The organism is Oribacterium sp. P6A1, from assembly GCF_000702885.1.
In the GTDB taxonomy this organism is placed as follows: Bacteria; Bacillota; Clostridia; order Lachnospirales; family Lachnospiraceae; genus Oribacterium.
Map to the genome: position 1 here is coordinate 35417 of NZ_JNKO01000006.1, position 26020 is coordinate 61436.

The 26020-nt window shown below is 43.9% G+C and carries 19 protein-coding genes and 2 tRNA genes; all 21 read left to right on the forward strand.

What is annotated here, in order from left to right:
- Nucleotides 1–37 precede the first annotated feature (37 nt).
- A complete protein-coding gene (locus T515_RS05725) occupies nucleotides 38–2176 on the forward strand; it encodes a peptidoglycan D,D-transpeptidase FtsI family protein (protein WP_242839335.1) in 2139 nt (712 codons plus the stop codon).
- Between the two features lie 14 nt (nucleotides 2177–2190).
- Nucleotides 2191–3147: a phospho-N-acetylmuramoyl-pentapeptide-transferase gene (gene mraY / locus T515_RS05730; RefSeq protein WP_036608706.1), complete on the forward strand. Its 957-nt coding sequence runs from the start codon at nucleotides 2191–2193 to the stop codon at nucleotides 3145–3147.
- 37 nt (nucleotides 3148–3184) lie between these two features.
- On the forward strand, nucleotides 3185–4540 hold the full coding sequence (gene murD, locus T515_RS05735; protein ID WP_036608709.1) for a UDP-N-acetylmuramoyl-L-alanine--D-glutamate ligase: 1356 nt from the start codon (nucleotides 3185–3187) through the stop codon (nucleotides 4538–4540).
- A 127-nt stretch (nucleotides 4541–4667) separates the two neighbouring features.
- Nucleotides 4668–5795 carry an FtsW/RodA/SpoVE family cell cycle protein gene (locus T515_RS05740; RefSeq protein ID WP_036608712.1) on the forward strand — a complete coding sequence of 376 codons (1128 nt, stop codon included), beginning with the start codon at nucleotides 4668–4670 and terminating at the stop codon, nucleotides 5793–5795.
- A gap of 62 nt (nucleotides 5796–5857) precedes the next feature.
- Nucleotides 5858–6664 (forward strand): cell division protein FtsQ/DivIB, encoded by an 807-nt coding sequence (locus tag T515_RS05745; protein ID WP_242839336.1) that lies wholly within the window; start codon nucleotides 5858–5860, stop codon nucleotides 6662–6664.
- A gap of 230 nt (nucleotides 6665–6894) precedes the next feature.
- A complete protein-coding gene (ftsZ, locus tag T515_RS05750) occupies nucleotides 6895–8178 on the forward strand; it encodes a cell division protein FtsZ (RefSeq protein WP_036608714.1) in 1284 nt (427 codons plus the stop codon).
- Nucleotides 8179–8270: 92 nt separating this feature from the next.
- The gene (locus T515_RS05755; protein ID WP_036608716.1) at nucleotides 8271–9863 is read left to right on the forward strand and encodes a peptide chain release factor 3; all 1593 of its coding nucleotides are present in this window, start codon (nucleotides 8271–8273) and stop codon (nucleotides 9861–9863) included.
- A gap of 118 nt (nucleotides 9864–9981) precedes the next feature.
- Nucleotides 9982–11376 carry a Sapep family Mn(2+)-dependent dipeptidase gene (locus T515_RS05760; protein WP_036608720.1) on the forward strand — a complete coding sequence of 465 codons (1395 nt, stop codon included), beginning with the start codon at nucleotides 9982–9984 and terminating at the stop codon, nucleotides 11374–11376.
- 198 nt (nucleotides 11377–11574) lie between these two features.
- Nucleotides 11575–11658 (forward strand) — tRNA-Leu (locus T515_RS05765).
- A 191-nt stretch (nucleotides 11659–11849) separates the two neighbouring features.
- A tRNA-Leu gene (locus tag T515_RS05770) sits at nucleotides 11850–11933 on the forward strand.
- A 240-nt stretch (nucleotides 11934–12173) separates the two neighbouring features.
- On the forward strand, nucleotides 12174–13580 hold the full coding sequence (locus tag T515_RS05775) for a DUF4832 domain-containing protein (RefSeq protein WP_036608723.1): 1407 nt from the start codon (nucleotides 12174–12176) through the stop codon (nucleotides 13578–13580).
- A 242-nt stretch (nucleotides 13581–13822) separates the two neighbouring features.
- The gene (locus T515_RS05780) at nucleotides 13823–14848 is read left to right on the forward strand and encodes a methionine ABC transporter ATP-binding protein (RefSeq protein WP_036608726.1); all 1026 of its coding nucleotides are present in this window, start codon (nucleotides 13823–13825) and stop codon (nucleotides 14846–14848) included.
- A complete protein-coding gene (locus tag T515_RS05785) occupies nucleotides 14848–15510 on the forward strand; it encodes a methionine ABC transporter permease (protein ID WP_036608728.1) in 663 nt (220 codons plus the stop codon). The genes T515_RS05780 and T515_RS05785 overlap by 1 nt, the downstream gene beginning before the upstream one ends.
- A gap of 179 nt (nucleotides 15511–15689) precedes the next feature.
- Nucleotides 15690–16619 (forward strand): MetQ/NlpA family ABC transporter substrate-binding protein, encoded by a 930-nt coding sequence (locus tag T515_RS05790; protein ID WP_036608730.1) that lies wholly within the window; start codon nucleotides 15690–15692, stop codon nucleotides 16617–16619.
- Nucleotides 16620–17267: 648 nt separating this feature from the next.
- A complete protein-coding gene (gene nrdD, locus T515_RS05795) occupies nucleotides 17268–19508 on the forward strand; it encodes an anaerobic ribonucleoside-triphosphate reductase (RefSeq protein ID WP_036608733.1) in 2241 nt (746 codons plus the stop codon).
- 262 nt (nucleotides 19509–19770) lie between these two features.
- Entirely contained in the window at nucleotides 19771–20343 is a 573-nt protein-coding gene (gene tatB / locus T515_RS05800) for a Sec-independent protein translocase protein TatB (protein ID WP_051671486.1), read from the forward strand.
- A 149-nt stretch (nucleotides 20344–20492) separates the two neighbouring features.
- Nucleotides 20493–20699, forward strand: a complete 207-nt coding sequence (locus T515_RS05805; protein ID WP_036608736.1) for a twin-arginine translocase TatA/TatE family subunit — start codon at nucleotides 20493–20495, stop codon at nucleotides 20697–20699.
- Nucleotides 20683–21492 carry a twin-arginine translocase subunit TatC gene (tatC, locus tag T515_RS05810; RefSeq protein WP_036608738.1) on the forward strand — a complete coding sequence of 270 codons (810 nt, stop codon included), beginning with the start codon at nucleotides 20683–20685 and terminating at the stop codon, nucleotides 21490–21492. The genes T515_RS05805 and tatC overlap by 17 nt, the downstream gene beginning before the upstream one ends.
- Nucleotides 21493–21676: 184 nt before the next feature.
- On the forward strand, nucleotides 21677–22234 hold the full coding sequence (gene nrdG / locus T515_RS05815) for an anaerobic ribonucleoside-triphosphate reductase activating protein (RefSeq protein ID WP_036608740.1): 558 nt from the start codon (nucleotides 21677–21679) through the stop codon (nucleotides 22232–22234).
- A gap of 302 nt (nucleotides 22235–22536) precedes the next feature.
- A complete protein-coding gene (locus tag T515_RS05820) occupies nucleotides 22537–24615 on the forward strand; it encodes a methyl-accepting chemotaxis protein (protein WP_036608742.1) in 2079 nt (692 codons plus the stop codon).
- Nucleotides 24616–24831: 216 nt separating this feature from the next.
- Nucleotides 24832–25965 (forward strand): DUF975 family protein, encoded by a 1134-nt coding sequence (locus tag T515_RS05825; protein WP_036608745.1) that lies wholly within the window; start codon nucleotides 24832–24834, stop codon nucleotides 25963–25965.
- Nucleotides 25966–26020: the final 55 nt, after the last annotated feature.

Sequence of the window (26020 nt, forward strand, 5' to 3'; positions counted from 1 at the left end):
TATGCAGACAAAGCTAGCCATCACATTCGGTGTGATAATGCTAGCTTTAATTGCCCTTATCGTGGTGATTTATCAGCTGGTACGCAACAACAGTGAGGAGTACAACAAGATAGTTCTTTCTCAGAGACAGGCTTCCTACTCAAGCCGTACCATTCCTTTCCGCCGCGGCGATATCATGGACAGAAACGGAACGGTACTTGCCACCAGCCAGAAGGTCTACAACCTGATCATAGATCCGAGAGTCATACATTCCGGAGACGGGGACAGGTATGTGGAACCTACCGTAAAGGCTCTTTCGGAGTATTTCGGATATGATGAAAGTGAGATTAGAGCACTTCTCAGTGAAAAGGCTGACAAGTCCTATGTCAAGTATGCCAAGGATCTTTCCTATGATGAGAAGTCAGGCTTTGAGGAGTATATGAAGCAGCAGAACTCCGCATATCTCAAAAGCGGAGTGAAGAGCCGAATCCGCGGAATATGGTTCGAGGATGAGTATAAGAGAACCTATCCTTACGGATCCCTTGCCTGCAACGTTATAGGCTTTGCCAATGCTGACGGCAGTAACGGTACCGGCGGAGTTGAGCAGTATTACAACGATACGCTGGTGGGTGTAAACGGCAGAGAGTACGGATACATGGACAGCGACACAAAGCTTCAGTCTGTACTTAAGCAGCCGACGGATGGTGAGACCATCGTTACAACCATTAATACCAACATACAGCTGGCTCTTGAGAAGTATCTCAATGAATGGCAGACACAGGATGTGGGTTCAAAGGTGGCAGCAGCCATCGTTATGGATCCCAATACCGGTGAGGTTCTGGCTATGGGCTCCACCAACCAGTATGACCTTAACAATCCTAGAGCTCTTGACGAAAGTGAGTATACAGATTCACGGCTTATGGAGCTGGGACGTAAGGAAGCGGTAGGTGTTTACAAGAGAGAGCATCCGGACGATCCTCCCATCACTGAGGAGGAAGTCGGTAAGTACTATTCTCAGGACGAGATACTTTCCTATGGAAAACAGGTGGCGTGGAATCAGATATGGAGAAATGTTGTGGTATCCGATACCTACGAGCCCGGTTCAACAGCCAAGTCCATAACATTGGCAGGAGCCCTCGAAGAAAGAGCCATCACTCCAAATACGGAATTCAACTGTGAAGGATATATCGAACTGAGTGACGGCGTGCACACCTGGAGGATCCGATGCCACAACCATGACGGTGACGGAATCATAGATGCACAGACCGGACTTATGAGATCCTGCAATGTTTATCTCATGAACACAGCCTTTGCCCTGGGGGGCGAAAAGTTCGTAAAGTATCAGCATCTTTTCGGATTCGGAGAGAAGACGGGAATAGATCTTCCGGCTGAGGCGGATACATCGAAACTTGTATATGCTCCGGAAAAACTGGGAAGAACAACATTGGCAACAAACTCTTTCGGACAGAACTATAATGTTACCATGATCCAGATGGCTGCGGCATACTGCAGTATCATTAACGGAGGAAGCTACTATAAGCCTCATGTGGTAAAACAGATACTGAATTCCAACGGAACTGTAGTTGAGAATATAAAACCTGAGGTTACCAGGATTACATGTTCGAAGAGTACAAGCGATTTCCTGAGAGAGGCTCTTTACCAGACCGTAGAAGCCGGAACCGGTACAAAAGCGAAGATTCAGGGATACCGTGTCGGAGGAAAAACAGGAACAGCGGAGAAGATACCCCGTTCGGCAAAGAACTATCTTGTATCCTTTGTGGGATTTGCTCCCGTGGAGGATCCGCAGCTTCTTGTTTATGTTATAGTAGATACACCTAATCTTGAAGGCGAGGCACAGGCCACTGCATCTTTTGCTATCAACATCGAAAGAAAGATAATGAATGATGCACTGCAGTTCATGAACATAGCACCTTCAAGTGAAACAGATCCTGCCAACGATCTCAATGCAAAGTTCGCAAAGAATCAGGAAGGTATTTCAAATGATCCTATGGGAGAACAGACAACAACGGCTTCCGGTGAAACGGAAGAAGGAGATACTGAATCTCAGAGCGCTGAAGAAGTGACAGAGACTAAGCCTCCTGTGACTGATGAATATATAGATCCCGCAGATGAAGAGGATGGATTTGAACTTCCGGATGAGGTGCCGGATGAAGAGGAAGTTTCCGATAATAATTAAAGCTGGAGTTTAATATGTATATAGATTTGGTGATTTCGATTTTACTTGGATTCGCTATTGTGGCAGCTATAATGCCCTTTGCGATTCCGGAGCTTCATAAGCTTAAATTCGGGCAGGAGGTTCGTGACGACGGACCTCAGTCCCATCTTAAAAAGCAGGGAACACCTACCATGGGTGGTATAGTTTTGATCATAGCATTCATAGCTGTAGGACTCATCTACTTTGGACGATATCCAAAAATCATTCCCGTACTGCTTCTTACTGTAGGCTTCGGAATTGTGGGTTTCGTTGATGATTACCTTAAGGTGGTAAAACATCAGTCTGAGGGATTCAATCCAAAACAGAAGTTTGCCTGTCAGTTTGTGTTCACATTAATTTTTGCCGTATATCTCTACATGTCACCGGTTTATTCCAATGCCATGAGGATACCATTCACAAATATAGATCTTGATTTAGGATGGTTTTATGTGCCGGCACTCATTTTTATAGTGCTGGGAACAGATAACGGCGCCAACTTTACGGACGGCATCGACGGACTTGCAAGCTCAGTGACTGCTGTAATAGCATTTTTCATAGCCTTTGCAAGTATGAAGACAGGTGAAGGGGCCCTCACTCCGATTGCAGGAGCTGTTTTTGGAAGCCTGCTTGGCTTTCTTGTTTACAACTGTCATCCGGCAAAGATATTTATGGGAGATACAGGTTCCCTTGCTCTCGGCGGATTTGTGGCTGCGGCGGCATTTGAAATGGGTATACCTCTGTTTATACCGATTTTTGCACTGATATATCTTGTGGAAGTACTGTCAGTCATCATACAGGTGACTTATTTTAAAGCAACTCATGGTAAAAGAGTTTTCAGAATGGCCCCGATACATCATCATTTTGAACTTGGCGGCTGGTCTGAGACCAAGGTTGTGACAGTATTTACAATTATTACTATCCTGCTTTGTCTTGTTTCTGCGTTGGGGATGTGACAGGTGAAGCAGTAGGGGATTTGATGAGGTGAAGTTCATGCAAAGTCGGAAGGTGCTCGTACTTGGTACGGGAAAGAGCGGTATCTGTGCTGCGAGGCAGATACTGAGTCTTGGAGGTCATGTTGTACTGTATGACTCCAATAAGGAACTTGATAAGCTTAAGGTCCTTAAAAATTTTAATAAGAAAGATAAAATAACAGTTATAGTGGGAGACCTTGGTATGTCGGATCTTATTCAGGTGGATCTGGCAGTCATCAGTCCGGGTATTCCACTGGACAAGCCATTTGTTAAACTGATTCAGGCAGCCAATATACCTATATGGGGCGAGATTGAACTGGCATACCAGTCAAGCAAGGGTAAGCTTGCGGCGGTTACGGGAACAAACGGAAAGACAACAACAGTATCTCTTATAGGTGAGATACTTAAGACTACATATGATGATACACATGTCTGCGGTAACATCGGTAATCCTTATACTGCAGACGCCCTTGATACAAGAGATGATTCTGCGACTATTCTTGAAGTAAGTTCATTCCAGCTTGAGACTGTGATGGATTTTCATCCACATGTGTCATGCATAACAAACATTACTCCGGATCATCTTGACCGGCATAAGACAATGAAAAATTATGCCAAAGCAAAAGAGACCATAGCAGTTAATCAGACTGAAGAGGATTTTGTGGTTCTGAACTACGACGACCCTGAATTAAAGAAGTTCGGTAAGAGAAAAACATTAAAACCGAAAGTAATATGGTTCAGCTCCTCACATGTTCTGAAGGATGGTTTTTATTATACTGAGCCGGAGATACATTATGTGCATGATGGTGAGGATGAGGTTCTTCTGAATGTGCATGACACAAATCTTCTGGGAGCACATAATTACGAAAATATCATGTGTGCCATAGCGGTTTGTATGAATATGGATGTTCCTATGGAGAATATCATCAAGGCGATAAAGAAGTTCAAACCCGTTGAACATCGTATAGAGTTCGTACGTGAGAGAAACGGTGTAAGATATTATAACGATTCAAAGGGAACAAATCCTGATGCGGCCATTAAGGCTCTGCTGGCCATGCCGGGTCCTACTATATTAATAGGCGGCGGATACGACAAGAAGATTCCATTTGATGAATGGTGCAAGCTTTTTAAAGGAAGAGTGAAATATCTGGTTCTTATAGGACAGACCAGAAATCTCATAGCAGACTGTGCAAAGAAGTATGGATTTACCAATGTTATGTTCGCGGAGGATATGGATGAGGCTGTAAAGGACTGCGCGGCTTATGCCGATGCGGGAGATTATGTTCTTTTGAGTCCGGCCTGTGCTTCATGGGGAATGTTTCCGAATTATGAGGAAAGAGGACGTATTTTTAAAGAGTGCGTAATGGCTCTTTAATGAAACAGGCAGGGTTAAGGTTGACACTTCACTCATTAGTAATATAAAGTAACAATCTGAGTTTTCATACATTAACTTATAGAGTCACGTATGAAAGCAAATTTAGAATTAAAGGGAGAGGAAATACTTGGCGAAAAAAAAGAAAATTAAACATTTCTTTGATTACAGCCTTTTGTTCACTGTAATTTTTATAACCGGATTCGGACTGATAGTCATGTATTCCGCCTCCGGCTATTCTGCACAGACTACCATGTCGGATGCTATGTATTTCCTGAAGAGACAGGCGATATTTGCGGCTGCGGGAATAGTGGTGATGCTGGTGGTATCGAGATTTGACTATCACCTTTGTGCGAGGTTCGGTTTAATATTTTATCTGTTTTCCTTCGGCCTGCAGATTGTGACGGCGGCCCTGGGGATCGCATCCCATGGTTCCGCAAGATGGCTGAGGGTAGGAGGTGTATCCTTCCAGCCTTCGGAGTTTATGAAGGTTGCGGTCATTATTCAGCTCTCCATATTGATAACCCACAACGGTTACAAGATGAATGAGTGGAAAAAGATGCTGACCACCGCCGCATGGGGAGTGTTCCCGGCGATACTCATCGCAAAGACCAACCTGTCAACGGCCATGATCATTATGGGAATCACATTCTTTATGCTCTGGATATCCTGCAAAAGAGTGGCACCCTTTGCGGCAGCCGGTGGTTTGATTTCAGTAATATATGTATTTGCATATCCTTTTGCAAAGCTGCTTCAGAAGCTGAATATACTTCAGGAATATCAGCTGGTCAGAATCTTTGCATGGAAAGATCCATCAAGTTATGCGGATGAAACCTTCCAGACACTGCAGGGACTTTATGCTATAGGATCCGGAGGTATTTTCGGAAAGGGTCTTGGAGAATCCGTTCAGAAGTTTCTGATGCCGGAAGCGCAAAATGATATGATATTCACCATCATATGTGAGGAGCTTGGTCTTTTTGGCGCCGTGTCCATTATTCTTGTATATGCCTTTATCATTTACAGACTTTATGATAATACGAGAAATGCCAGGGATCTGTTCGGCTCCATGCTGACAATCGGAATCATGTGTCATGTAGCGCTGCAGATCATTTTAAATATTGCGGTTGCAACAAATACCATTCCAAACACCGGAGTCACCCTTCCTTTTATAAGTTACGGAGGAACTTCACTGTTTATCCTTATGGCTGAGATGGGGCTTGCATTGTCGGTTTCACGACAGATCAGACTGGAAACATAAACGAATATACTGTTCTTTAAAGCGATGTTGAAAAAACATCGCTTTTTTGTAAAATAGGCAATATGAAAAGAAATATAAAAAACTTCAACAGAGACCGGGATTATTTTGACTCTGATGATATGGACGATTATGACGACCGGTACTACAAAAAAAAGAAAGAGAGACATCTGATGCTTTGGGGCATGGTGATGGTGGTTCTTCTCACCGCTATTGTTCTTGCAAGTGCCAGGATAAAAAACTTTAAGGTAATCGGAAACACCAGATACAGCAGTGAGGAGGTTGTTGATCTGATATTTTCTGACAGATGGGACACTAACTCGTTTTATTGTTTTGTTAAGGACAGTACACAGGAACATAAGCAGGTTCCCTTCATTCAGAGATATGATATAGACTGGGAAAGTCCGCTTTCCGTAGTGATAACCGTATATGAGAAAAACATAGTAGGCTATGTGGACTATATGTCCAGCCATATGTATTTTGACAAGGACGGTATAGTGGTGGAATCCACCGGGGACAAACTGGAGGGCATCCCCATGATAACGGGCTTAAGTTTCGGCTCAATAGTTCTTTACAAGGAACTGCCGGTTCAAAACCCGCTCATTTTCAGGGATATACTGAATTTAACGGGTGCTTTAAGCGATAATGGTATAAAATGTAACGAGATAGCATACGACAATCTTTTGAATGCCAGGCTCTATATTGATGATATAGAAGTGTATCTTGGCGGCAATGAGAATATGGAGATGAAGATATTCACTCTGAAGGATATTCTTCCGAAGCTTAACGGCCTGAAAGGAGAACTGAATCTTTCTGTATACAGTGAAAGTTCTGACCATGAAAGTTATATTTTTAAGACAAAAAAACAATAATATTCATAAACGTTATAAAAACGTAAGAATTAATTGAAAAAAACTTAGTAATGTATAACGAATACGCGTGCTAAAATCTGTTAAGCTATTGAAATTAATAATATTTCCATGTATAGTAGACGGGCGTGTGACCACATCTGATTATTTATAGATAGCAAGCGTATTTGGTCATACGGAATTCAGGCTACTATTATGATAATGAAAACATATAGTGTTGAAGGAGGAAGATTATGCTTGAGATTAAACTTCCTGAGTCAGAGGCAGCTGCAAGAATTATAGTTGTTGGTGTTGGTGGCGCAGGTAATAACGCTGTGAATCGCATGGTGACTGACGGTATCGTTGGTGTTGAGTTCATAGGCGTTAATACAGATAAGCAGGCATTACAGTTTAGCCAGGCGCCAAATACGATGCAGATCGGTGAGAAGCTTACTAAAGGACTTGGCTGTGGCGGCAGACCTGAGGTTGGTGCCAAGGCAGCTGAGGAGAGTGCGGAAGATATAAAGGCGCAGTTACAGGGCGCAGATATGGTATTTGTAACATGTGGTATGGGAGGCGGAACCGGTACAGGTGCAGCTCCTATCATTGCAAAGATCGCAAAGGATATGGGTATCCTTACAGTCGGTGTTGTAACAAAGCCGTTCCGTTTTGAAGCTAAGCAGCGTATGATTAACGCTCTTAAGGGTATCGACCAGCTTAAGGAATCTGTTGATACACTTATCGTTATTCCGAATGACAGACTTCTTGAAATCGTAGACCGCAGAACAACTATGCCGGATGCTCTCAGAAAGGCAGACGAGGTCCTTCAGCAGGCAGTTCAGGGAATCACTGATCTTATCAATGTTCCCGGTCTTATCAATCTTGACTTTGCCGATGTTTCTTCAGTAATGAAGGATAAGGGAATCGCTCATGTTGGTATCGGTAAAGCAAAGGGTGACGAGAAGGCAACAGAGGCAGTTAAGATGGCTATTTCTTCTCCTCTTCTTGAGACAACCATTCAGGGCGCTACAGATGTTATCATCAACATCTCCGGTGATATTTCTCTCGTTGAAGCAAACGAGGCAGCTTCATTTGTTGAGGAGCTTGCAGGCGATAATGCCAATATCATTTTCGGTGCCATGTATGACGAGAATGCTCAGGATGAGTGCAAGATCACTGTTATCGCTACAGGTATTCAGGATATTTCAGCAGCATCTTCTTTTGAGACAGCAGAGAAGAAGCCTGCAGCTCAGCAGCGTGTTCAGGCACAGCAGCCGGCAGCTCCTGCATCAAGACCTACACTCAGCTTCCTTAATCCACAGGGCGCAAATATAGCATATCAGGTTCAGAATACAGCTCCTGCAACACATGTTGCACCTGCTGCACCTGCAGCGCCTTCTATTCAGACTACACCTGTTCAGCAGCCTGTACAGCCTGCAGCACCAAGTGTTGCTCCTGCACCTGCTCCACAGCCTTATCGTCCGCAGCAGAGCGGTGGTGAGATCAGAGTACCTGAGTTCTTAAAGTCCAGAAGATAATTTGCGGCTGCTTATAGTTGATAACTATTTGAATGTTAATTGAGACTATGTCTTCTGACATAGTCTCTTTGGTTTTTTTATATGGAGAAAATATGGCAAGTTTAAAAGAAGAAATAGAGAAGAGACGAACATTCGCGATCATTTCTCACCCGGATGCCGGTAAGACCACATTGACAGAGAAGTTCCTTCTTTATGGAGGAGCTATAAATCTTGCGGGAACCGTAAAGGGACGTAAGGCAACAAAGCATGCGGTTTCCGACTGGATGGAGATAGAAAAGCAGAGAGGTATCTCGGTTACTTCCTCTGTACTCCAGTTCAATTACGGCGATAAGTGCATCAACATTCTTGATACACCCGGACATCAGGATTTCTCCGAGGATACATACCGTACACTTATGGCTGCGGACAGTGCTGTCATGGTTATCGACGGTGCAAAGGGTGTAGAGCCACAGACTATTAAGCTCTTTAAGGTATGTGTCATGAGACATATTCCTATATTCACCTTTATTAACAAGTTTGACCGTGAAGCCCGTGATCCCTACGAGCTTCTTGATGAGATAGAAAACGTTCTCGGAATCCGTACATGCCCCATCAACTGGCCTATCGGCTGCGGAAGAAACTTTAAGGGTGTGTTTGACCGTGAGACAGAGACAGTTGAGCTGTTCACTGCCAATGCCGGCGGAACCAAGGCCGTTGAGGAAAAAGACGTGGCTCTTTCTGATCCCGGATTAAAGGATCTTGTGGGATTTGAATATTTTGACAAGCTTCAGGAGGATCTGGAGCTTCTTGACGGAGCTTCCGATGAGTACGATGAGGAGAGAATCAACAGAGGTGATCTTACTCCGGTGTTCTTTGGATCTGCACTTACAAACTTTGGTGTAAGAACTTTCCTGGAGCACTTCCTTAAGATGACTCAGCCACCTATGCCAAGAACAAGCGATAAGGGCGTAGTTGATACTGTTGAAGAGCCGTTCTCCGCATTTGTTTTTAAGATTCAGGCTAATATGGATCCAAAGCACAGAGACAGAGTTGCCTTCATGCGTATATGTTCAGGTGAATTTGATGCCGGCATGGAAGTAAACCATGTACAGACAGGCCGTAAGGTAAAGCTCAGCCAGCCGACACAGATGATGGCGGATGAACGTAAGATAGTTGACAAGGCCTACGCCGGAGACATTATCGGAATCTTTGATCCGGGTATCTTCTCAATCGGTGATACACTTGAGCTTTCTTCAAAGAAGTTTGCTTATGAGGGTATCCCTACCTTCGCTCCGGAGCATTTTGCAAGAGTCCGTCAGGTGGACACCATGAAGCGTAAGCAATTCCTGAAGGGAGTTTCCCAGATCGCTCAGGAGGGTGCTATCCAGATCTTCCAGGAGTACAACACCGGAATGGAGGAGATCATCGTCGGAGTAGTAGGTGCCCTTCAGTTTGAGGTACTTACTTTCAGACTTAAGAATGAGTATAATGTTGAAGTTAAGCTGGATACACTTCCTTATGAGTATATCCGCTGGGTGGAGAACTACACCGAGATAGACATTGACAAGATACAGGGTACTTCCGATATGAAGATAGTTAAGGATTTGAAGGACCGCCCGCTGCTTCTTTTTGCACATGAGTGGTCTGTTGGCATGGTGCTTGACAGAAACAAGGATTTGAAGCTTACTGAGTTCGGTAAGAACTGATTTAATCCGGTTGCCTATTTAAGCTTCGGCACATATAATAACAAAGGACAGGCGCGTCGATCCGGCGTCGCCTGTTTTTTACATAAATAAGTTAATGACCTGGATGGAGGCATAATAAATGAATGAGAAAGTAAATAAGTGGATTGACGAACATTTGGATCAGTATATCGAGGATCTCAAGGATTTCGTTTCTATAAATTCTGTACAGGGATCCTATGAGCAGGGAAAACCTTTCGGGGACGGTCCTTTTGATGCTCTCAATTTTGCCATAGATCTTGCTGCAAAGTATGGTTTTTCTGTAAATAATTATAACGGTTATGTAGGTACTGCGGATTTTGACGCTTCCCTTCCAAGAAGCCTTGACATGCTTGCCCACTGTGACGTTGTTCCTGCAGGAGAGGGCTGGACTGTGACTGAACCTTTCAAGCCTGTAGTTAAGGATGGAAGAATTTACGGCCGCGGAACTTCCGACGATAAGGGACCTCTTCTTTGCGCATTGTATGCTATGCGTGCGCTTAAGGAGTGCGGTGTTTCTCTTAAGAAGGGCGTTCGTCTCATTATGGGTTCTGATGAAGAGACAGGTTCAACAGATATAGCAAAGTACTATGCCGTTGAGCCGGAGGCTGAGATGACATTTTCACCTGATGCGGAGTTCCCTCTTATTAATATAGAGAAGGGACGTTTTCATGGTGAGATTTCCAAAGAGTTTGAGGCTTCAAAGAATCTTCCGGCGCTTGTTTCAATGGAAGCAGGAGTTGCTGTTAATGCTGTTCCCCAGAAGGCTGTACTCAAGTTCAGAGGTCTCGATATGAATCTTTGTGAAGCACCGATGAATGAGGTGGCAAAGGAGTGCGGCGTAGAATGTGTACAGACCGGAGTGGATGAGATAACCGTTACAGGTGTTTCTGCTCATGCATCAACTCCCGAGACAGGAAAGAATGCGGGTATTGCAGCGCTTCTTCTTGTTGCAAAGCTTCCTCTTCCGGAGTGTGAGCAGATTTCTGCTATAAAGAATGTGCTTAAGCTTTTCCCTTATGGAGTTACAGATGGTTCAGGTCTCGGCATAAAGATGTGCGATGAGGAGTCACATGATCTGACATGCACCCTTGATATGTTCCACATAACAGAGACTGAGCTTAATGTTCAGTTTGACAGCCGTACACCGATTATGGCTACAAAGGAGAACTGTGAGGATGTGGCAGCAAAGGCTGTAACAGATCTTTCACTTGACTGGACAAGCCATGGTATGGTTCCTCCGCATGTGGTTCCTTCTGATTCTGAGTTTGTTAAGAAGCTTCTCGGAGCTTATGAGGCTGTTACAGGTCTTAAGGGTGAAGCTATGGCCATCGGCGGCGGAACCTACGTACACGAATTAAAGAACGGTGTTGCTTTCGGTGCGGTTCTTCCGGGTATCGACACACGCATGCACGGAGCTGACGAGTTCTTTGATCTCGATAACATCGTTCTCGCTACGAAGGTGTATGCAGAGGCTATCATTGAGCTTTGCGGCTGATATAAAAAACCACAGATGTTGATAAAAATCTTTAGTGTGATGTCTAAGGGGAACCTGATTTTTAGGTTCCCTTTAGCTGTATGCTTATTTAACACTATAATTAAAGCCGTTAAAAAATATGTTATTACGGTGGCTGAAAAAGATTTTGGAATTTGTTGTTGACAAATGAAAGTAAATCCTGTATCTTAAACAGGTCGAGCGGAGGTGCTGAAATTGGCAGACAGGCAAGACTAAGGATCTTGTGTCCGGTAGGACGTGTGGGTTCAAGTCCCATCCTCCGCATAGGTTAAAAGAGAGGGTTCTCATGCAGGGCATGAGGGCTCTTTTTTTGACATTTTTCGGAGGCGTAAATTGAACACAATGGGATCACTCTCCGCTATGCTGCGTGACCGAAGGTGCAGACTCCTTCTTGGATATTTTTTTAAATTTATTGTTGACAAATGAAGGTAAATCCTGTATCTTAAACAGGTCGAGCGGAGGTGCTGAAATTGGCAGACAGGCAAGACTAAGGATCTTGTGTCCGGTAGGACGTGTGGGTTCAAGTCCCATCCTCCGCATAGGTTAAAAAGAGGGTTCTCATGCAAAGCATGAGAGCCCTTTTTTTGATCTTCGCGAAGGCGTAAATTGAACCAGTGGGTTCAATCTCCTCTCCGGTCGGCGCTAAGCAGGCGCCCCATCCTCCGCATAGGTAAGAAAGATGGTTCATTTAAGTTGATGTCAAATATATGACATGGTAGTTTTATATGAAAGTGCACTAACTTAATAATTGGAACAAGAATGTTCTAACGGGGAATAAAATGGATAAGAGTAAAAGTTATGCCATTCAGTATGTTGTGATCCTGATTCTTGGTGCGGCTGTAGCAGGGATACTCTTCAATATGCTGTATCCTTCGGGTCTTGATTTTGATGTTACATATTCACCGGACTATACTGTTACTGACAATCCTCTCATGGGATTTGCACCGGATGCATCGAACCTTGAGCTTTGTGAGAAAGCAAATATGGTCTATATTCCTCTTACCTGGGCGGAATGGGAGCCGGAAGAAGGAAAGTTTGACATAGAGGGACTGGAAAAAAACTTCCATATAAAAAAGTGGAAGGATAAGCATAAGCACGGAATCATAAGGTTTATCTGCGATATCCCGGGAAAAGAGGCGCACATGGATATTCCGGGCTGGCTCTATGAAAAGACCAAAAAAGGAACTTTCTATGATACAGAGATAGGCATGGGATATTCACCGGATTACGGGGATACAGTGTTCAGGAAATACCACGATATCGCGTTAAAGGCATTGGCAGAATACTGTGACAGGGATTTCTTTATTTCCTTTGTGCAGCTAGGAAGTATAGGACACTGGGGAGAGTGGCATGCATCGGACAACAGAGATGAATCCCTCATGCCGGACGCCTCTGTATGCAGTGAATATGCTGAGGTATATTCGGATAGCTTTGAAAATCCGAGGCTCATGACCAGAAGAAACTATGACTTTTCAGTGGAAGGTGAAATGGGTGTCTTCAATGATATGGTGGGAGACAGAGATGACACTGAGGAGTGGCTGACATGGCTGAAAACCGGCGGTACGCAGGAAACCTCAGGGAGACCCCTAAGTCTTAAGGCAGTTAGTGACATCGGTTTAAAGAGCCCTGTTGGGGGTGAGTTTACCAGTGATATCCCTATGGACAAAATGCTGGGTGAGGATTTCGGAAATGTACTTCAGGATATTACGGATTCACAGATGACTTTTATAGGTCCTATGGTGCCGGACCTTACGGATAAAAAATATGCTCTTAAGGAAGATTCAATACTGAGGAGAATGGGATACAGAATATATCCATCAAAACTTGCGGCAAGGTATGATTTTGTCCGGGATGAGATAAATCTGGAACTGTCCTTCCGAAACGCCGGGAATGCGGGATTTTTCTTTGACTGGCCGGTGACTGTGTATGTATTCGATAAGGATAAGAAGAGGGTGTTCCGGCAGGGGCTGGATATAGATATCAGGAAGCTTAGGTCCGATGAGGATACAAGGGTAGAGGCAACTTTCCCTTATATAGATGAGATAAAAGATGAATTCTACATAGGGGCTGCCATAGCAGATTACAGCGGAGAAGAGATACTTAAGCTTTCGGTGGATACCGGTGAGGAAGTGGAGTATGCGGGAAATGTCAGGTTACTGTATCATTATAAGAGAAATAAGAATTGAAAATATATAAGAGTAAGAAGCATTGCCATTTAAAAGAGGCAATGCTTTTTTCGATAAGACCAATGGGGCACTTGATGACCAACGCGGAGTCGAATAGGGAGTTTTTTCTGCTCGATGGTAATCTCTGTTATAGCCATATTTTATAACTCATTATCATTTATCCCTATTTGAATTAAGCTTTTACATATAATAAAATCTGTGTTACGAATCATACAGTATATCTTAAGGATATTGGAGGTTTAATGGCTAAGGGTGATAATATCATCCGGTTGGTAAACATGGGCAAGACATTCCATACAAGTTCGGGGGATGTGATTGCACTTGATGATATCAATCTGGATATCAAGGGGGGTTCCATTCAGGGAATCATCGGACTTTCAGGCGCAGGAAAGTCAACATTGGTAAGATGTATAAACTATCTTGAGATACCTACAAGCGGTAAGGTCATTTTCGAAGGAAAATCTCTTGGTGATCTTTCTGATAAAGAAGTCAGGGAAGCAAGAAGAAACATGGGGATGATCTTCCAGCAGTTTAATCTTCTGGATCAGAGAAATCTTCTTTCCAATGTAACATTCCCGTTGGAGATAGCCGGTGAGGATAAGAAAAAGGCGAAAGAAAGAGCCATGGAGCTTCTTAGGCTTGTAGGGCTTGAGGACAGATACAGGAACTATCCGGCCCAGCTTTCCGGAGGACAGAAGCAGAGGGTGGCCATTGCAAGAGCTCTTGCCACAAATCCGAAGGTGCTTCTGTGTGATGAGGCCACATCGGCACTTGATCCCAAGACAACGGCACAGATACTTGATCTTCTTAAACAGATTAATCAGGATCTGGGAGTTACTGTTATAGTTATCACCCATCAGATGTCGGTCATTGAAGCAATATGTGACAATGTTGCCATCATTGATCACAGTCATATCGCCGAAAGCGGTCCGGTTTCAGAAGTCTTTAACAATCCGAAGACTGAGATAGGAAAGAGGCTCATACTCGGAGACGGTGATGCGGATTCCGTCAAGCCTGTGATTTTCGGGGAAAGCGGCAACAATAAGATACGTATAGTCTTTGACGGTCATTCAGCTCATCAGCCTATACTTTCGGATATGATACTTAACTGTAAGGTTCCCGTGAACATCCTTTTTGCCAATACAAAGGAAGTTGAGGGACAGGCAGTGGGGCAGATGATAGTGGAGCTTCCGGAAGATCTTCAGGATGCGGAGAAGATCAGACAGTATCTGAGAAACAACAATATAATATTTGAGGAGGTGGACTAATGGATGCATCATCAATTTCCATGTATATAGAGGAGACCTGGTCAACTATTTACATGACACTTATCTCCAGTGCCATTTCCTATCTTATAGGCATTCCACTGGGAGTTGTTCTGGTGGTGACAGATAAGGACGGTATAGCTCCCTGCGGACCAGTTCATACGATACTTGGTTTTATCATTAACATATTCCGTTCCATTCCGTTTCTGATTCTGCTTGTTATGGTACTGCCTCTTACTAAATTCCTGGTGGGAACAACACTTGGACCAAAGGCCATTATTCCGCCGCTTATCATCGCTTCTGCTCCGTATATCGGAAGAATGGTGGAGTCTTCTCTTAAGGAAGTAAGTGCAGGTGTCATCGAGGCGGCCAAGTCCATGGGGGCAAGCAACTGGCAGATCATATACAAGGTACTGCTTCCTGAAGCCAAGCCCAGTCTTCTGGTAGGCGCGGCTATCTGTATCACTACCATCCTCAGCTATTCGGCAATGGCAGGCTTCGTCGGAGGAGGGGGCCTCGGTGCCATCGCTCTGAATTACGGATATTACCGTTATAAGACAGATATCATGATGGTAGCTGTAGTCATACTTGTTTTACTTGTTCAGATCATTCAGGAGCTTTGGATGAGACTTTCAAAGGCTACTGACAAGAGAGCAAGAAACTGATAAATATATGTATTTTAGCCGGGCTTTATTGGTTTTAATCCCATAAAGAGCCGGCATAAAATAAAAGTTGCAGGCCGGAACACGGGTCCGGCAGGGAAAGGATATGGAGATATCCTGACAGCAGAGAAAAGTCACTGCTTTATAAAGCCAGGCAGACTTTTCGAAAAGGAGGAGAGATTATGAAGAAAAAGATCACATTGGCACTTGCTTTAGTTCTTGCGACAGCATCTCTTGCAGCCTGCGGTTCATCAAACACAGCAACAACAGCAGCAGCGACAGAGGCAGCAAAGACAGAGGCTTCTCAGGGGACAGAGGCAGCAAAGACAGAGGCAGCAGCTGAGACAAAGGCTGAGGAGAGCGCTGCAGAGACAGCTTCGGAGCCTGTAACCATAAAGATCGGTGCAACACCAAGCCCTCACGCTGAGATTCTTGAGCAGGCTAAGGACGCACTTCAGGCAGCAGGCATTAACATTGAAATAGTTGTTTACAATGATTACGTTCAGCCAAATCTCGCTGTAGACCAGGGAGAGCTTCAGGCCAACTATTTCCAGCATCAGCCATATCTTGATGACTTCAACAAGGAGAACAACACTCATGTTACATCAGTTGGAGCTGTTCACTATGAGCCTTTCGGAATCTATGCAGGAAAGTCAAATGATCTTTCAAATATCCAGGATGGAGCACAGATCGCTGTTCCCAATGACACAACAAATGAGGCACGTGCACTCCAGCTTCTTCAGGCAAACGGAATCATTACACTTAAGGATGGTGTAGGTCTTACTGCCACAAAGCAGGATATCACCGAGAATCCGCATAATGTTGAGATTCTTGAGGTTGAGGCTGCTCAGATCCCAAGATCCATCGAGTCTGTTGATTTCGCATGTATGAACGGAAACTATGCTATTGATGCAGGTTTCAAGCCTTCAGATGCACTTAAGCAGGAGGATGCTTCTTCAGAGGCAGCCCAGACCTTTGCAAATGTTGTCGCAGTAGCTGATAGTGATGCGGATTCGGATTGGGCAAAGAAGCTTGTAGAAGTTCTTCAGTCTGATGAGATTGCAAATTACATCAATAGCACATACGAGGGCGGAGTTATCCCTATTAAGTGATGAAGCTATGTTTCGGCACTAGATATTGTGTATAGACATCTGAATATAAATGTTTTAAACTCTCCGGGTGGCAGAACCATTCGGAGAGTTTTTCTATATATGGTGTTTTTCTGCCTTGAATAATTAGTTGAACACTTAATGTAGTGAAATCAATATGGCATTTTTCACAAAACAGGTTATAATCGGCAGATACTGCGGTAATCCGCTAAAATACTGGGGTTAGGCTGTGTTAGTGCCTGGAAAAACGTACATCTCCGGTATTGTGGAAATATGCTGAAATTCTCTGTTTTCTACAAAAAAGTGACTTTTTGGATTTAGATATTTCATTTCGGTGAGAATAGTAGTATAGTTAATTCATGCACAAGATATAGTGTACATAACAAAATAGAAATCAATATTTGGTAAAGAAAAGATTTCGGAAATAAATATTTTTTGTTAGATGATTTGATCTAAATTTCATTATTATCAGATTACATAACAAACAGATATCAGATCGTCGTTAGTTTACTTCGATTTGTTTTTTTTCGCGATAAGGTCGTCATGCGGCAGCCGGGCTTGTTCCAGCGGGCATATGACGGCCAACGCGAAATCGGGCAGGGTGTTTTCCCTGCTCGATTTGTGGGGTTATTAAAAAGGGGAGATGCAAAGATGGTAGAAGTAAAAGAAGCTGTAAAGCAGAACGTAATCAAGCGTAACGGAAAGGAAGTACAGTTCGATCTTACAAAGATTGCAAATGCTATACGAAAGGCAAACAACGAGGTAGAGCCTATCTATCAGATGAACGAGTACCAGATCATGGGTGTTGCGGACAACGTTGCCGACAAGTGCGCAAAGCTCAACCGTGCGGTATCGGTTGAAGAGATTCAGGACATGGTAGAAACCGGCATCATGGAGATGCGCGGATATGAGGTTGCCCAAAAGTATGTCCGTTATCGTTACAAGAGAGAAATCGCACGTAAGTCCAACACGACGGATGATGATATTCTTTCACTTATCGATCAGTCAAACGAGGAGCTTAAGCAGGAGAATTCAAACAAGAATCCTGTTATCAATTCAACACAGCGTGATTATATGGCAGGAGAAGTGTCAAAGGATCTTACAAAGAGACTTCTTCTTCCTGAGGATATCGTAAAGGCACATGAGGAAGGTATCATACATTTCCATGATTCCGATTATTTTGCTCAGAAGGAGCATAACTGTGACCTCATCAATCTTGAGGATATGCTTCAGAACGGAACGGTTATTTCTCAGACCATGATCGAGAAGCCTCACAGCTTTTACACAGCCTGCAACATTACAACACAGATTATCGCGCAGGTTGCGTCAAACCAGTACGGCGGACAATCATTCACACTTTCACACCTTGCACCTTTTGTAGACATTTCCCGTCAGAAGATAAGGAGTCAGGTTATAGAGGAAAACTCAGAGGCCGGTGTTGAGATGACTTCGGATCAGATCGGAAAGATCGTTGAGAAGCGTCTCCATGAGGAGGTTACACGTGGTGTACAGACCATCCAGTATCAGCTCATCACGCTTATGACCTGTAACGGTCAGGCTCCTTTTGTAACCATGTTCATGTACCTTGATGAGGTTCCCGAGGGTCAGACAAGAGACGACCTTGCCATGGTGATAGAGGAAGTTCTGAAGCAGAGAATGAAGGGCGTCAAGAATGAAAAGGGCGTATGGATCACACCTGCATTCCCTAAGATTATTTATACACTTGATGAGGACAATATCTATCCTCAGTCAAGATACTATTATCTTACAGAGCTTGCTGCTAAGTGCACAGCCAAGAGAATGGTTCCGGACTACATCTCAGCCAAGAAGATGATCGAGTACAAGGGCGATGTATATCCATGCATGGGCTGCAGATCCTTCCTTACACCGGACAATGAGCAGAACGACGAAGGTCTCTGCGATGCCGGAAACAAGTCAAACAGCAAGACATTTGAAGAAGGAAAGCACAAGTATTATGGAAGATTCAATCAGGGCGTTGTTACCATAAACCTCGTTGATGTGGCATGTTCTTCACACGGTGACATGGAGCTCTTCTGGAACATCTTTGATGAGAGACTTGAGCTCTGCCACAGAGCACTGAGACTCCGCCATGAGAGACTTAAGGGAACAACATCCGATGTTGCACCGATCCTCTGGCAGTACGGAGCTCTTGCGAGACTTAAGAAGGGTGAGAAGATAGACAGACTTCTTTACGGAAACTACTCCACCATTTCACTCGGCTATTCAGGTCTCTATGAGATGTGCGTGCGCATGACAGGAAAGTCACACACAGATCCTGAGGCAAAGCCATTTGCACTTAAGGTAATGCAGCACATGAACGACAAGTGCGCAGAGTGGAGAAAGGCTGAGAACATAAGCTATTCACTTTACGGAACACCGATGGAGTCCACAACCTACAAGTTCTCCAAGGCCCTTCAGAAGAGATTCGGAATCATCAAGGGTGTTACAGATCACAACTATGTAACAAACTCTTACCATGTAAATGTACGTGAGAAGATTGATGCTTTCACAAAGCTTAAGTTTGAGGCTGATTTCCAGAAGCTTTCACCGGGAGGAGCTATTTCCTACGTTGAGGTTCCAAACATGCAGAACAACATTCCTGCGGTACTCAGCGTTATGAAGTTCATCTATGACAACATCATGTATGCTGAGCTTAACACAAAGTCAGATTACTGTGAGTGCTGCGGATATGACGGCGAGATTAAGATCGTTGAGGATGATATGGGTAAGCTTGTATGGGAGTGCCCTAACTGCGGAAACCGTGACGAGAGCAAGATGTCTGTTGCCAGAAGAACCTGCGGTTACATCGGTACCCAGTACTGGAATCAGGGAAGAACCCAGGAGATAAAGGACAGAGTGCTTCATCTGTGATAAGGAACCGGTTATTATGTCCCCGGAAAAAAAGTAAAATCAAATTTTCCCGCTAACGGGCGGACAGATTCTTACTACATATGAAAAAAACCGGTCAGGAGGATTACATCATGTGATTCTATGACCGGTTTTGTTTTGCGGTCCTTGCAATGAGTGGATGAAAAATTACCAAAAAAACACTAAAATGATTGCATAGTGTTATATTAAACCGATATAATGTATTGGTTATATTTAATAAATTTTTTATATTTAAGGAATTGATATGAAGATTGGTTTTTCTGAAATAGTAATCATTTTCATCGTGGCGCTGATTGTTATCGGACCCGAAAAACTTCCGGAGTATGCAAAGAAGCTCGGAGAGGCATTGCGCCAGTTTCGTAATGTATCCAGTGATCTGACAAAGGATATCAAGGAAACTGTTATAGAGCCTCTGGAGGAAGCGCAAAAGCCTATAAAAGAAGCACTGCAACCGATGACTGACGCGGCAGACGATATCAAAAAGAACATAACAGAAGTCAAAACATCGGTGAACAACATCGGGAAGTCAACTCCAAAGAAGGCTGAGCCTGTAAAGGAAGAGAGCAAGTCAGAGGAGTCTTCGAATGTGAAGGAAGAAGAGGCTGAAGTTAAGGCTCAGGCAGAAGCAACTGAGGAAGCAGCTGAAAAGAACGATGGGCAGGCAGTAAGCGATGTACAGGCCGGGACTCCGGCTCAGGCTGAAGAAGCTGCAGCAGGCGATGGGCAGGCAGTAAATGATGTACATGCTGAGGCTCCGGCGCAGGCCGAAGAAGTTATAGAGGCGTCAGAAGATGGGGCTGCTCCGGCGCAGGCTTAAGATGAATTTTCAGAAAAGGTTAAAGCCACTGAAAACACTGAGGCTTAAACCGTCGATACCTCAGAGTAAAATAAAAGGAAATGTGACGCCGTCACTTTCTGATAGATAAGTAAAATTTGCAGGCAATCTGCATTTAAAAGGAGATAATCATGAGAATCGGAACACAGGAATTAATAATCATACTCGCAATCGTAGTAATCGTTTTTGGACCTACACAGATTCCAAAGCTTACAAAGATGTTCGGTAAGTCAGTAAAGAGTTTCCGTGACGGTGTCAGCGAGGAAGATGCAGAAGAGAAGAAGGACGAGACCAAGGTAAGCGAGACAAAGGCAGCAGAGGATGAAAAGAAGGACTGAAAACAGTGAAAACGGCGGAGAGATGACCCTTTCAGGTCATCTCACTGAATTAAGGAACCGTATCATAGTCATCATCGTTGTGCTGATCGCGGCTATGCTGGTGGGACTTCACTTTGCAGAGGCCATCATAACAGCTCTTTTGGATATAGGACGGGCCAGAGGCTATCAGTTCGTATACCTGGCACCCCAGGAGATGCTTATACAGTACTTCTCACTATCCCTTATCTTTGCGGCTCTCATAGGGCTTCCCATCATTTTCTATGAAGCCTATGCCTTTATGAGCCCGGGACTCAGGCACAGAGAGAAGATCTTCATGATGCTGGCCATCATTTTCGGAATGATCTTCGGATTTTTGGGCATACTTTTTGCCTATAAAATCCTGATTCCCTTTATGCTCTATTTCCTTCTGGATATGAGCAAGGGTGTCAATGTCTCTGCCGCTATAAGTGTCGGAAACTATGTTTCGTTTTTGATGACTATTTTCATCATATTTGCGGTACTGTTCGAGTTCCCGGTGGTATCGGTTCTGCTCTCCCAGCTGGGCATCATAAAGGTTGAGTGGATGAGAAAGGCCCGTAAGGTGATGATAGTACTTATCTTCCTTATGGCTGCTATAGTGACACCGCCGGATATCGTATCACAGGTAATGGTAGCATTGCCTATGCTGCTCTTATACGAGTTTAGTATCATACTTTGTACTATTTTCGGGGTATTCAAAAAAAAGAATGCTGATGAAGAGGAAGAAGATGATACGGAGGGTGATGAGCCTGCCCCTGAGGAAACGACAATTTAAAGATGTATTATGAGGTCGCAGGGTAGAAATAATCCTGCGGCTTTTTGTTTACGCCATAAGCCCGTCAAACGTCCATTGGGGCGATTTGCTCCCGCAAAATAAGGGAAGGAGATTTGGCGGGTAAGGCAAAATCTTGCAGGGAGCTTTTTCCCTGCAGGATCGGAAAGAGAGAAGGGAGACGAATATGCATTACGCAGAAATAAAGCATTTTGATATAGCCAACGGCCCTGGCGTGAGACTCAGTCTGTTTGTTTCGGGCTGCACTCATAAATGTCCGGGATGCTTCAATGAGGTTGCCTGGCCCTTTGACTATGGTATGGAGTTTACAAAGGAAGTTGAAGATCAGATACTTGAAGATCTTTCGGATCCGGCCTATCAGGGTATGACGCTCCTTGGAGGTGAGCCCTTTGAACCGGCTAATCAGAAGGGACTTATATCACTTATCACCCGCTTTAAAGAAAGATATCCGGAAAAGGATCTCTGGATCTTCTCAGGATATCTTTTTGATGAGGATATGCTGGGGTGGATGTCGGAAAAGCTTCCTGAGACCAGAGAAATACTCAAACGTGCCGATGTCATAGTTGACGGGGAATTCAAACTGGCTCTTAAGGACATTACTTTACTGTATAAGGGGTCTTCTAACCAGAGAACCATAGATGTGCAGAAATCTCTTGCCTCGGGAGAAATAGTGCAGTGGGATCCCGGTGAAGGCACCACAGTTTCGAAAACAACACATCTATAAAAAAAGAGACTTACTTTGGATGATATTTTCATCCGGGGCAGGTCTCTTTTTCTTTATTACTTTCATGAGTAAGGTACATATCAATGGAGTACATAAGGATATTTTGCGACCCGGGAGCGCGGAATGATCGAAGCGCGGATTTTTGACACTCATGATATAAAATTTGATTGTATTAGTGGAAATCAAGGGAAATTAATTAATTAAAGTCTGTTATATGTCGATAAAGACTATAGAAAAACTGTAGTTTTATGGAATTAATTATTAATTCCGTGGATAGTTTAGACATACAATCAGGAGGCAGTATGAGTAAGTCTAAAGAGAATATCAGAAAGGGTGGCAGCAAGCCGTATGTTAGTCTTGCTGTGCGTATTCCTGCCATCGTTGCGGCAGCTGTACTTGTAGTTGTAGCAATCATATGTGTTGTATTCGGTTTTATGACTTTCCGGAATGTGGATAATATGGCGAAGGACCAGTTCAGGAATATAGCAGGACAGAATGTGCTCACAGTTCAGAAATATATGAACGGAATGAATATCTATGCGGATGCCCTGGGCAGCAGTGTTCTGAATTATGAGAAGCTCGGGCGTGAGGCAGGAGAAGATGCCATAGTTTCAGCCTTAAAGGAAGCTGTTAATTCGGGAAAGATATTCTCGGCATATTTTGCCTTTGAACCAAACGGACTATTTGCAGATACACCGGATGGCCTTTCCTACTATGTATATCCAAGCGGAAGTGATATCAATACGGACATACTGTTTGATTATGATACCTACAGCGGGGAGGATTATTACGCGCCTACAAAGGAAACACTTAAGACACATATAACAGCCCCCTATGCATACGAGCTTACAGACGGAACGAAGGTATTTCTCATCACATTAAGCACACCCATAATAAAAAACGGTCAGTTCATCGGAGTTGCCAATTGCGATATGCTTGTTGACACTCTTGAGAAGCTTCAGTATGCAAACGGAGGATTTGACAGTACCTATCTTACCCTTTCCGATTCCGAAAATACCTACATCGCACATACGGCTGATCCTAAATCCGTAGGTGAGAAGGCAGGATTCTCAATGGAAAAGACTGAGAAGACATTGAGCGGAGAGACATTTATAAACTCGGTTCATGATTTCATAGGAGATGCCTCTTCCTTCGCCATCTTTACACCAGTCACTCTGGAGGGCTCAGATCTCGGATGGGTACTTACAAATATAGTACATAAGAGTGAATTATACGCAGATCTTTACCGGTCACTTGCCATAGTGGGATTTATCGGAGTACTGGGAATCGTATTTCTGGCACTTATTTCAGCATTCATCGTAAGGCGGGCTTTAGCTCCCATTAAGCCTCTTATGGGCATAGCCGAAGACGTAGGAGCATTCAATCTGAGAAACGATCACTCCGGCTATGATTATCCGAATGACGAGCTTGGCACACTGGCAAAGATATTCCTTAAAATGGCAGATAATCTGAAACTCATCATTCATGATATGGATCAGGTGCTTGCTTACATGGCCCAGGGTGATTTCACAAAGAGCAGCTCCTGCCCGGACAGATATGTGGGAGATATGAGGAATACTCTCGAGTCTATCAACAAGATAAAATCCATACTTGGAAATTCTCTGAAGGAGATCAATGCTTCTGCAGCCAAGGTTGCCAACAACTCTTCACAGATCTCAGACGGAGCACAGGCCCTTGCCCAGGGTGCTACGGAGCAGGCAGGTTCCGTTCAGGAGCTGAGCGCTACCATCAGTTCTGTCAACGAAGAGGTTAAGGGCAATGCCGACAACGCTGAGAGAGCAAGAGAGATTGCTCTGAAGACCCAGGACGCAATCAAGGTAAGTAATGATGAGATGCATAAGCTTACGGATTCCATGGATGCCATAGAGGAAGCATCAAATAAGATTCAGGATGTCATCAGCATAATTGACAATATAGCATTCCAGACCAATATCCTGTCTCTGAATGCCGCGATTGAGGCAGCCCGTGCCGGTCAGGCAGGAAAGGGCTTTGCGGTTGTTGCGGATGAGGTAGGAAATCTTGCTAAGCGAAGTCAGGAGGCAGCACAGAGTACCAGTGATCTTATCCAGATGGTGACTGAGGCAGTCAATAACGGTAAGGTTATAACCGATGACACGGCAGAAGCATTGAGAACGGTATCAGGTTATGCTGAAGAAACAAACAAGATGATAAAAGAGATTTCTAAAGCATCTGTGAAGCAGGCGGATTCCCTCAACCAGATCAGTATAGGAATCAATCAGATTTCGGAGGTCGTACAGAACAACTCTTCAACATCGGAGGAGAGTGCAGCTGCCAGTATCGAGCTTGCCAATGAAGCAAACAGACTCAATGAACTGGTAGAGCCTTTCAAACTGCCATAGGTAAAAGGATAAATTTCAGATATAATCAGTGTAATAATTAAAAAAGCTCAGAAAAAGGACTTCAGGTTGAGACACATATTCATGGAATAACTCTCATGAATATAAGTATGATACCTTGAAGCCCTTTTTTATGTACTAAGCTATAGGAATAACACAAGATGTGGTATAATTACATGGTTCAAGAACTTCATTTTATGAGGAGGTTTTTCCGGTATTATGATGACGATTTCTCAGATAAAGAGCTTTGCAAAGCGTCAGTTAAAGGGCAATCTTTTGTCAGCCATAGGCGCGATGCTGCTTTCTTCTATTTGCTTTTCTCTTTGGGCATCGGTGTTTTTTACCGTGATTCTGGTGGGTATCATAGGTCCCGTAACAGGAAGATTACAGCTTATAAACATTGGCAGTAATCCTGAAACGAGACTTTTATTCTTTGCGATTCTTGGAATCGTTATTGCAGCGCTGCTGTTCCTGGGAGTGTATATATGTGTGGGACTTATGCTGGGAACCCAGATGTTCTATCTTGATATGGTCAAGGGAAAGAGGGTAGGAGCATTTTATATTTTCAGGGGATTTTCAGATAATGCACACCTTAGGCACTATCTGGGAGTGGTTCTTATCCTCTATCTTGTGGAGTTTATCCTTATGATACCCATGAGTTTAGTGGGATTGAATTCGGGATATAAATCTATGGATTATGAACTTACAAAGCTTATCACCAGTTTTGTGAGTTTTATAATCACACTGTTCCTGGGATTTTCGACTTATGCTTCTGCAGACAATAAGGATATGAAAGCCCTTGATGCTTTAAAGGTGTCCTTTCACCTCATGCGTGCACGTAAGTTCAAGCTGATTTTATTTGAGCTCAGTTTCTTTTTATGGTTCCTGCTGGTGATGATCACCTGCGGCATTGCGGCTTTTTGGGTCATACCGTATTTCTACGCGGCTTATTCCGTTTTCTACCTGAGCGCATACAGTCAGGATTTTAAGAGAAAAGAGGAGTCAGAGGAACCGGAGGAAACAGAGGAACCAAAGGACACTTACGTAAGAGGCGATGCGGTGCCTGAAAAGGAAGAGCCTGAGCGGAGCTTTGAGGAAGTCAGAAGACAGTACACAGAGGTGGATAGTGATGCAGAAAAGGATATTGACAGTTCTGCAGTAACCTCCGGCAGCGATAATATCAAGGCGGATACAGAAAAAAACAATTATAAGTCTGAAGAAGATGGATTTGCAGCATACGAGAAGTGGAAAAAGGATCATGGAATAAGCATAGATAATCCGGATCCGTTCCATGGGAAGTATTCCGGTTCAAATGTGAAATCACAGGATTCAGACAACAGTACAAAAGAATAAAACTAACATATGTCCTTAAGCCACAGAGCGGCGGCAGGAAATCGGGAGCACAGGC

Excerpts from the sequence above, each read along its gene's own strand:
- T515_RS05725 (WP_242839335.1), top strand. The coding sequence starts at position 38 with ATGCTAGCTTTAATTGCCCTTATCGTGGTGATTTATCAGCTGGTACGC.
- mraY (WP_036608706.1), top strand. The coding sequence starts at position 2,191 with ATGTATATAGATTTGGTGATTTCGATTTTACTTGGATTCGCTATTGTG.
- murD (WP_036608709.1), top strand. The coding sequence starts at position 3,185 with ATGCAAAGTCGGAAGGTGCTCGTACTTGGTACGGGAAAGAGCGGTATC.
- T515_RS05745 (WP_242839336.1), top strand. The coding sequence starts at position 5,858 with ATGAAAAGAAATATAAAAAACTTCAACAGAGACCGGGATTATTTTGAC.
- ftsZ (WP_036608714.1), top strand. The coding sequence starts at position 6,895 with ATGCTTGAGATTAAACTTCCTGAGTCAGAGGCAGCTGCAAGAATTATA.
- T515_RS05755 (WP_036608716.1), top strand. The coding sequence starts at position 8,271 with ATGGCAAGTTTAAAAGAAGAAATAGAGAAGAGACGAACATTCGCGATC.
- T515_RS05760 (WP_036608720.1), top strand. The coding sequence starts at position 9,982 with ATGAATGAGAAAGTAAATAAGTGGATTGACGAACATTTGGATCAGTAT.
- T515_RS05775 (WP_036608723.1), top strand. The coding sequence starts at position 12,174 with ATGGATAAGAGTAAAAGTTATGCCATTCAGTATGTTGTGATCCTGATT.
- T515_RS05780 (WP_036608726.1), top strand. The coding sequence starts at position 13,823 with ATGGCTAAGGGTGATAATATCATCCGGTTGGTAAACATGGGCAAGACA.
- T515_RS05785 (WP_036608728.1), top strand. The coding sequence starts at position 14,848 with ATGGATGCATCATCAATTTCCATGTATATAGAGGAGACCTGGTCAACT.
- T515_RS05790 (WP_036608730.1), top strand. The coding sequence starts at position 15,690 with ATGAAGAAAAAGATCACATTGGCACTTGCTTTAGTTCTTGCGACAGCA.
- nrdD (WP_036608733.1), top strand. The coding sequence starts at position 17,268 with ATGGTAGAAGTAAAAGAAGCTGTAAAGCAGAACGTAATCAAGCGTAAC.
- tatB (WP_051671486.1), top strand. The coding sequence starts at position 19,771 with ATGAAGATTGGTTTTTCTGAAATAGTAATCATTTTCATCGTGGCGCTG.
- T515_RS05805 (WP_036608736.1), top strand. The coding sequence starts at position 20,493 with ATGAGAATCGGAACACAGGAATTAATAATCATACTCGCAATCGTAGTA.
- tatC (WP_036608738.1), top strand. The coding sequence starts at position 20,683 with ATGAAAAGAAGGACTGAAAACAGTGAAAACGGCGGAGAGATGACCCTT.
- nrdG (WP_036608740.1), top strand. The coding sequence starts at position 21,677 with ATGCATTACGCAGAAATAAAGCATTTTGATATAGCCAACGGCCCTGGC.
- T515_RS05820 (WP_036608742.1), top strand. The coding sequence starts at position 22,537 with ATGAGTAAGTCTAAAGAGAATATCAGAAAGGGTGGCAGCAAGCCGTAT.
- T515_RS05825 (WP_036608745.1), top strand. The coding sequence starts at position 24,832 with ATGATGACGATTTCTCAGATAAAGAGCTTTGCAAAGCGTCAGTTAAAG.